Raw genomic sequence first — 7,653 nt, 5'->3', positions numbered from 1 at the left:
GAAGGATCGCCAGGCCCCCGAGAAGGGCGCCGGCGACATCGAGAAGCCGCTTCCGGATCCGGGCGCCGCCGCAGAGCGGCGTCCTTCCTACCTGCATGAGGTGCCGGCCGTGGACGGTCTCGACCGGGATCGATCCGAAGAGACGGTCGAGGACCTCGGAGAGCACCTTGACCCTGACTCCACGCTGGACGAGGTCGTCCGACAGACGGATGATCTCGTCGCGCGGGATGTCGGAGCGCGCGACGACGACGACATCCGCCCTGAGCCGGCTCGCGATCTCCGGAAGGCTCGACAGATCCGCGAAGCTGAAGGGCATCAGGCCGCGGAGCTCCGGTGCGCGGTCGTCGAGGAACGAGAGGATCCGAGTCCCCGGTCCTCCCCGCTCCGTCAGTCCCTTGCCGACATCGACAGCCTGCCTGCCGCTGCCGAAGATGAGGATTCTCCCCTCACCGGCGACCGCCCGCGGGCGCAGGGCGGCGGCGAGGACGGGGCGCGCCCCGATCAGCCAGACGGCGAGCGCTCCGTGATAGAGGAGGACCAGACCCCGCAGCGTCGCAGAGATCTCCTCCGAGAGCAGGAAGATCCCGCCGACGGAGACGGCAGCGGACCAGACCAGGACCCTCGCGCCCCCGGTGAACTGATGCGCGCGCGCGCGCAGGATCCCCGGGCGATAGAGCCCGAATACGGCGGCAAGCGCCGCGCTCAGGGGGATCAGGAGCAGGACGAAGGGCCAAGCGGGAAGCTGAGAGACCGGCGCGAGCCCTTCGGAGCCGAACCACCGCCTGGCGACCCAGAGGGAGAGGATCATGCCGGCTGAGAGAGCGGGCAGATCGAGCAGCAGGAGCCACCCGTTCCCCGGCAGGGGTCGCTCGTCCGTCCTAGCGCGCGGCGCGGAGTCGGCGGGAGGCTCGCGAACGCCCGCGACCGATGGTCTGCCCGCGTCCGCCTCCTCCAAGATGCGCATGTGCCGGTCCTTCAACAACAGACGCCCCCCTGGCCGCCTTCCACAGAATGCGCGACAATCCGACGCTCGCGACTATCTAGCCAGATGCGCCAGAGCGGCGCAAGGGCAAATCCCCCCCGCGAGGGGGGGGACTCGCCCCGGGGATTGGCGCACGCTATCGGACTCAGTTCGTGCGGGTTGCGGCGACGGGCGAGGCGGCGCGAGCGACAGCGGAGCGAGAGCGGATGCTCTCGAGCGAGGGGAGCCAGAAGGAAAAGACGCTCCCCTTGCCCTTCTCGCTCTCCACCCAGATCCGGCCGCCATGCTCCTCCACGATCCCCTTCGAGATCACGAGCCCGAGCCCCGTTCCGCCTGCTTTTCGCGTGTTGGAGGAGTCGAGCTGCTGGAACTTGAGGAAGAGCTTCTGGATGTCTTCCGTGGCGATCCCGATGCCGCGGTCGATCACGTCGACCCGCAGGCCGTCGCGCTCGGCGAAGCCCCTGATGAGGATCTCGCTGTCGGCGGGCGAGAACTTGATGGCGTTCGAGAGGAGGTTCGTGACGACCTGGATGACCCGCAGCTCGTCCGCCCAGAGCCGGGGCAGATCGGAGTCGAGATCGATCCTGAGGGCGATCCCCGTCCGCTGGGCCAGCCGGCCCATGTCGGTCACGGCGTTCTCCAGCAGCGATCGGGGATCGACTTCCTCGAAACTCGAGGAGAGGCGCCCCGACTCGAGCTTGCTGAAATCGAGAATGCTGTTGATCAGTTGCTCGAGTCGATCGACATTCGTCTGGCAGATGGCGAGCAGATCCTGCTGCGGCGCGCCCGACTCGAAGTAGCGCGGGTCGGTCAGAAGCTCGAGGCTCCCCTTGATCGAGGTCAGCGGGGTCCGCACCTCGTGCGAGACCACCGCCACGAACTCGCTCTTCAGCCGGTCGAGTTCCCTCGCCTTCTCGTAGGAACGGACGTTGCGGATCGCGATCGAGGCCATGCCGGCCAGCTGAGGCAGCAGGTCCGGGGTGTCGTCTTCCATCGTCCCCCCGGCGGCGCTCAGGACCGCGATCGTCCCGATCGCGGCGTCGTCCTGCACGAGGGGAACGACGTAGGCGATCTGCGGACCCGACGGGTCGATCTCCAGCGTCTCCTCGATCGGGCTCTTGAGATAGAGGGCCTTGGCGTTCGGAGTGGCGAGCATCTTGACGAGCGTCTCGCGCATCTCCTCGAGCGGACCGAGCCCCCGATCGACGCGACAGACGAGCTGGCTGCCCCCCTCGTCGAGCAGGAAGAGGAGGCCCTGGCTGGCCGAGCAGAGGCCAAGGCTCCGCTCCACGATCCTCGAGAGCATCGCGTCCAGGTGGAGGCTCTCGGTGATGTCCTTGGCGATGTCATAGAGCGTCCGCTGCCTCGCCCGCGCCGCCTCGGCGATCTTCTTGCGGATCTCGCCCTCCCTGCGCTCGCGGAGGGCGAAGGCGCGCCACTGGAGCGCGCGGGAGAGGGATGCCTCCAGCTCCCCGAGCTGGAAGGGCTTCTGGACGAAGTCGTATGCGCCCTTGCGAAGCGCCTCGATGGCATTGAAGACGGTCGCGTTGCCGGTGAGAAGGACGACGGCGGTGTCGATCTCCTTCTCCTTCGCGGCGCGCAGCACGCCCAGCCCATCGATCCCGGGGAGGTTGAGGTCGGTCAGGACCAGGTCGTAGGCGTTCGCCTGGATCTTGGCGACCGCTTCTTCGCCCGTGGGAGCCAGATCGACCACGTACGGATACTCCGCAAGGATGTCGTGCAGCAGGTCGAGAACCGGCTCTTCATCATCGACGACGAGGATTCGCGCTCCCGGCAGCGGGGACGCGGGCGATTCCATGGCAGCCCGGATCGACGTCTCTTCCATCGTTCACTCCTAGGCGGCGGCCGTGCGGGACGCGGCGCTGCGGTTTCTCCCCGAGCGCTTCGCCTCGTAGAGGGCCTGATCTGCGTGGCGGACGAGATCCTGCGCCGACGGACCATCCTCGGGATAGCTCGCGAAACCGATCGAGACCGTCAGCTTCTTTCTCCTGGGGAATGTGTGGTCAGCCACCAGGACGCGAAGCCTCTCCGCCGCCATCCATGCATGTTCCTTATCGGTCATCGGCATCAGGATGATGAACTCTTCTCCGCCATGCCGCGCGACGATGTCGGAGGCCCGGGCGGATTTCCGCAGCAGCCGTCCCATGTCCGCAAGCACGCGGTCCCCCAGGGCGTGTCCGTAGCCGTCGTTGATCGCCTTGAAGCGGTCGATGTCGAGCATCAGGATCGAGAAGCAGGTGCCGTAGCGCCGCGCACGGTCGATCTCGTCCTGGAGCCGTCCCCCGAAATGGCGGCGGTTCCAGAGCCCGGTGAGGTCGTCGGTGATGGCGAGGCGGGCCATCTCGTCGTACATCACCAAGCGCTGGATGGCTCCTGCCGCCTGCCCCGCCACGAGGATCGCGATCCGGAGGTGCTCCTCGGTGAACGCCTTCGTGCGGGGATGGCTGAGATTCATCACCCCGATCAGCTCCCCCTGAACGATGAGCGGGACCGAGAGGAAGGACCCGACCTCTGGGCCTTCCGGCCGCCGCCCTCGCTGCAGCTCCGACAGAAGGACCGGGCTCTTCTGCTTGGCGACCCAGCTCGAGAACCCGAACCCGTAGTCGAACTTCACGCCCGCGATCAGATCGACGGCTTGCCCGCGCTGGGCGACGACCGCCAGTCGCTGCTCGTCACGGTTGACCAGGAAGAGCGCGGCGTCCCGGTAAGGGATCGCCTGCTGCACGAGGCCGAGGAAGTGATCGAAGAGCTTCTCCTTGTCCTCCCAGGTCTGCGTCAGGCGGGTGATCTCATAGAGGATTTCGATCTCCGCCCGCCCCCTCTCCTCCGCCGGCCCCTTCCCCTTGCGGAGGACCTGAACGATCTTGTTGTGCACCGTGTGGGCGGCGTTCAAGACCTCGCTCGTCCGCTTCTGCGAAGCCGCGAGGGAGACCTGCCGGAGCAGCCCCTCCCGCTCCCGGGCAGAGATGAGCCCTTCCTCCTCGAGCATCCTCAGCAGGCGCTGCTCACCTCTGCGGAACTTCTCGCTGACATCCTGAAGCTGCCTCGGCCCTCGGCCGTTTCGTCGCACCATCTTGGCTACCTCCTGTGCCTCGACGTCTAGGCGGCGCGCTTGCTGCCGTCCGCGCCGTCTCTCTTGCGCATCTCGATCGCCTCGCGCGGCGCCCCCTCGATTGGGGAGTTGCCCCGGCCAGGCGTCCCCGACCCCCGCGTCTCCTCCGCGAGGGCCCCTCGTGACTCCGGACTCCTCGCGGCCTCCGAGCGGGCGGCGAGCATCGACTCGATCTCCCTGAGCTCGCGGACCGCGCGGCGGCGGGTCTCTTCCGGGGACTCTCCCACCGCGACCCCCCCCAGAACGGAGAGGAGATCGAGGTCCCCGCCCGTCGCCGGGACCGGCGGGAGGCCGGCGAGCGCGAGGCCCATCCGGGCGGCGAGCTTCGTCTCGATCATCGACGCGGACATCCCTTCCCCTAGGCGGCGAGCTGCCTGCGCATCCTGCCCCGCAGGCGCAGAATCGCCTTGGTGTGGATCTGCGAGACCCGCGACTCCGAGATGTGGAGGGTCTCGCCGATCTCCTTGAGCGTCATCTCCTCGTAGTAATAGAGGGCGACGACGAGCCTCTCCTGCTCGGTCAGGTTGTTGACCGAGTGGAGCAGGTGTTCCTTGTTCTCCTCCTCCTCGATCAGCGAGAGGGCGTCTGGCGCCTCCTCGTCCTCGATCATGTCGGCCAGACCCGCGAGGTCGTGGTCCTCGTCGACAGTGACCGTCTGGTCAAGCGACAGGAGGACGGTTCCGCGCACCTCCTCGATGAGGCGCAGGAGGTCGGGGAGAGGCAGCTTCATCTCCCGGGCGATCTCGAGCTCCGTCGCGGCGCGCCCGAGCTTCTGGTCGAGCGTGCTGCAGACCCTCTCCAGATTGCGCGCCTTGCGCCGGGTGGTTCGGGAGACCCAGTCCATGCTCCTGAGTTCATCGAGGACGGCTCCCTTGATTCTCCAGATGGCGTAGGTCTCGAACTTGTTGCCGCGACTCGGATCGTATTTCTCGAGGGCGTCGAAGAGGCCGATGATCGCGGTGTTGATCAGGTCATCCTTCTCGATCGACTTCGGCAGCCCCGTGGCGATGCGGTCGACGACGTACTTCACGAGAGGCGCGTAGCGGCGCAGGGACTCCGCGCGCTGCCTGTCGACGGCGGGCGCATCCTCTCGGACTACGATCTTGTTGAGTCTCGCCAAGGCGTTCGATTCGCTCATCGATCCTCCGGTTGTCAGGCTCGTTCCGTCCCTCGCGAAGGGATCGCCCCGCTACGCCGGGGCGTCCTCCAGGTATGCCACGCTCCCGATTCCTCCCCCTTGCGCGATCCGCTGCGGCTGCGGCGAACTCCCCTCGATCAGTCGATGGGCGAGGCGGAGCACACAGCGGGCGGCTTTGGAATCGGGGTACAGGTCTAGAAGGGGGGTCTGCCGGCGCACGGAGAGCCCGACCGCCGGGTCCTCGAGAACAAACCCGAGATAGTCGGGCTCAAAGGAGAGAAAGCGCCGCGCGATCGACTTCATCTTCTGGGCCGTCGCCTGGGCCTCGCCTCGATCGTGCGCCTGGTTGACAACCATCCAGACGGTCGACGGCAACCTCCCCTTGCGCAGGACCCGCAGGATCGCATAGGCGTCGGTGAACGCCGTCGGCTCGGGCGTCGTGATGACCAGGACTTCGTCGGCCGCGCGCGCGAGGTGGATGCCGGTGCGATGCAGGCCGGGCCCCGTGTCGATCAAGACGACGTCGGCCTCCTCCTCCAGGGTCGTGACCGAGCAGAGGAGGCGCTCGCGGCGGAGGTCATCCAGATTGGCCATCTCCTCGACTCCGGTGGAACCGGCGAGGAGACGGATGCCGTCCTGCACTTCGAGGACGGTCTCAGCGGCCCCGCGCTCTCCCAGGACGACGTCATGGAGCGTGTGGCGCGGCACCTTGCCCATGAGGAGATCGGCGTTGCCCATCCCCAAATCGCCGTCGAGGATGAGGACGCGCCGGCCGAGGCCACGAAGGGCGACAGCGAGGTTCACGACCAGCGTCGTCTTCCCCACGCCCCCCTTCCCGCTCACGACGGCCAGGGTCCGCGCCCGGGGACGACGCGCCGGCTCCGGCTCGCGCCCGCCCGTTCTCAGGAGGCGGAACCCGTCTGCGCCAGCGCTCCTTCTGCCCACCTTCATTCCTCCTCGACCGCCTGTTCGGGTCGATCCCCCGGGCGGCGGCGGGATACGAACTGCAATCTGCATGCCCTGGAGACGGAGAGAGGGCTGCGGGAAACAACTCGTACAATTCGCCACTGCCAAAGGCGTTACGGAAGAGACTTCATCCGTCTTCTCAGATCGCCTTCCCGCGTGATCCGATCGGTCGGCCAATCTTGGTGCGGCCTCCGGCAAGAAACAGGTCGGAGGAGAATCCATGTGCCGGATCGGTGGCATCGGCCGTTGGCGGCCGGCGCCGGCAGGGTCAGGCGCGCGACCGGCTCAGGAGGCGTTTCTGAGGGCTGCGGGGCGCGAGGCGGGGCAGACCGTCCGGAGGAGAGGAAGCCTTCCCCCATCAGGGCCGGGAGCCTTCAGGAGGAAGAGACGCCCCTCGCGAGAGAGGCGCCGGGCGACATGCTCCATCGTCCGCGGAGGACGATCAGCGAGGAGCAGCCCGCCCTGGTCTCCAAGGCGCGCCGCGAGATCGTTGCCCATCCCCAACGACCGCGCCCCCGATTCCGGCCCTGGGGCAGGGCCGAGGATGCCGATCTCGCAGCCGAAGCCGTCGCGGCGGACGAGAAGCCTCTCTCCGCCCGAGACGAGGAAGATCTGGTCCGGGGCGAGGCGATCCCCCGGCGCCGCGACGCGAACGGGCCGGCGAATCGCGCGGTTCAGCCCCTCGAGAAGCGCCTTGGTGAATCGAGGGGGGTGCGGCGCTTCGATGACGAGCGGCGGGCTAGGATCCTCCCTCCATGACATGAACCTGGCGAGCCGAGTGAGCCTGTGAGTTCCGATCATGGCGAGCAGGACAGGCAGCGACGCCGTCTCCCCGGCCCAAGTCGCGCGGGTCCTCAGGCGGAGCGCTCCCTCGCGCCTCAAGCCCGCGAAGGGGGCGATCGCGCGAAAGAGCGCGGCCGCAAGCTCGTCGGGGGGCAGATCGATCATCGCCTCCCCCCTGCGCTCCCGCTTCGGGAGAAAGTCGTAAGCGCCCAGGCCCAGGGCATCCCACGCAGCTCGCCCCCCCTCGAGCGTCTCGGGCGCGAGCGCGACAACACGCGCGGGACGCAACCCGCCGAGCGCCCTGAGGGTCGTCAGACCTGCCATCCTCGGCATGTCGAGATCGAGGAAGAGGAGATCGGGACGGAGATCGCGGATCGCCCGCAGGGCCTCCGGGCCTCCGCGAGCCGGCGACAGCAGCCGGATGCCGGGCGTGAGAAAGGAGAGGGTGGAGTGGATCTGCCCGACGACGCGCGCGGAGGCATCGACCACGAGGCACCTGACGGGCTGGCTCAGCCCCCTTCCCGTCTCCACGATCGTCCCGCGACTCATCTGCTCAGGCTCGAAGGGCATCCTTGCGCCGTTCGCCCGCCAGCGCGCGCGCGATCCGCACCGTCCCGCTCGAGAGGATCCTCTCGACCGCCTGCGGGGAAG

Annotated in this window: 7 protein-coding genes; all 7 read right to left on the bottom strand. The window is 68.0% G+C overall.

Translation table 11 applies throughout. From position 1 onward, the window contains the following. On the bottom strand, positions 1-964 hold a 964-nt coding region (locus FJY88_10150; protein ID MBM3287693.1), incomplete at its 3' end, for a hypothetical protein. 163 nt (positions 965-1,127) lie between these two features. Then, positions 1,128-2,828 (bottom strand): response regulator, encoded by a 1,701-nt coding sequence (locus tag FJY88_10145; protein MBM3287692.1) that lies wholly within the window; start codon positions 2,826-2,828, stop codon positions 1,128-1,130. 9 nt (positions 2,829-2,837) lie between these two features. Then, positions 2,838-4,076, bottom strand: coding sequence for a GGDEF domain-containing protein (locus FJY88_10140; GenBank protein MBM3287691.1), 1,239 nt, complete (start codon positions 4,074-4,076; stop codon positions 2,838-2,840). 26 nt (positions 4,077-4,102) lie between these two features. Continuing rightward, complete coding sequence (locus tag FJY88_10135) at positions 4,103-4,453, bottom strand: hypothetical protein (protein MBM3287690.1); 351 nt, start codon at positions 4,451-4,453, stop codon at positions 4,103-4,105. 20 nt (positions 4,454-4,473) lie between these two features. After that, positions 4,474-5,253, bottom strand: coding sequence for a FliA/WhiG family RNA polymerase sigma factor (locus FJY88_10130; protein MBM3287689.1), 780 nt, complete (start codon positions 5,251-5,253; stop codon positions 4,474-4,476). Between the two features lie 51 nt (positions 5,254-5,304). Next, positions 5,305-6,459, bottom strand: coding sequence for a MinD/ParA family protein (locus tag FJY88_10125; GenBank protein ID MBM3287688.1), 1,155 nt, complete (start codon positions 6,457-6,459; stop codon positions 5,305-5,307). A gap of 45 nt (positions 6,460-6,504) precedes the next feature. Beyond that, entirely contained in the window at positions 6,505-7,572 is a 1,068-nt protein-coding gene (locus tag FJY88_10120) for a response regulator (protein MBM3287687.1), read from the bottom strand. Positions 7,573-7,653: the final 81 nt, after the last annotated feature.

It is taken from the genome of Candidatus Eisenbacteria bacterium (assembly GCA_016867495.1).
In the GTDB taxonomy this organism is placed as follows: domain Bacteria; phylum Eisenbacteria; class RBG-16-71-46; order CAIMUX01; family VGJL01; genus VGJL01.
Note: the sequence above shows the minus strand (reverse complement) of the source record. Positions and strands in the feature narration are given on the sequence as shown.

Excerpts from the sequence above, each read along its gene's own strand:
- FJY88_10145 (MBM3287692.1), bottom strand. The coding sequence starts at position 2,828 with ATGGAAGAGACGTCGATCCGGGCTGCCATGGAATCGCCCGCGTCCCCG.
- FJY88_10140 (MBM3287691.1), bottom strand. The coding sequence starts at position 4,076 with ATGGTGCGACGAAACGGCCGAGGGCCGAGGCAGCTTCAGGATGTCAGC.
- FJY88_10135 (MBM3287690.1), bottom strand. The coding sequence starts at position 4,453 with ATGATCGAGACGAAGCTCGCCGCCCGGATGGGCCTCGCGCTCGCCGGC.
- FJY88_10130 (MBM3287689.1), bottom strand. The coding sequence starts at position 5,253 with ATGAGCGAATCGAACGCCTTGGCGAGACTCAACAAGATCGTAGTCCGA.
- FJY88_10125 (MBM3287688.1), bottom strand. The coding sequence starts at position 6,459 with ATGCCACCGATCCGGCACATGGATTCTCCTCCGACCTGTTTCTTGCCG.
- FJY88_10120 (MBM3287687.1), bottom strand. The coding sequence starts at position 7,572 with ATGCCCTTCGAGCCTGAGCAGATGAGTCGCGGGACGATCGTGGAGACG.